The organism is Marinobacter vulgaris, from assembly GCF_003344045.1.
Lineage (GTDB): Bacteria > Pseudomonadota > Gammaproteobacteria > Pseudomonadales > Oleiphilaceae > Marinobacter > Marinobacter vulgaris.
Genome location: NZ_QFWX01000042.1, coordinates 252 through 501, shown reverse-complemented (window position 1 = coordinate 501; position 250 = coordinate 252). Strand labels below are relative to the sequence as shown.

Annotated in this window: 1 protein-coding gene; it reads right to left on the bottom strand. The window is 48.8% G+C overall.

Annotated features, from left to right (window positions below; genetic code table 11):
• On the bottom strand, nt 1–250 hold a 250-nt coding region (traT, locus tag DIT71_RS18340; protein ID WP_227538208.1), incomplete at both ends, for a complement resistance protein TraT.

Here is a 250-nt window from a genome sequence, read left to right as displayed (position 1 = left end):
ATTTGAGTTATAGCCGGTAATACCGGCACCTAACGCTGCACCAACTGCTGCGCCTTCATAACCACGGTTCAGCCATCCCTGAGACTCCCGCAGATCCATCTTATCGGCCTTCAGCACATTCGCCTGAATCCAGTAGTAGGCTTTATCCGGAGAAGTCACCACCTGATATCCTTTTGCTTTCACAGCATCAGCAATTTTGCCCTGCAGCCCACTCATGTCTTTATCAGACGTGTTTTTGATCTGCAGAAAT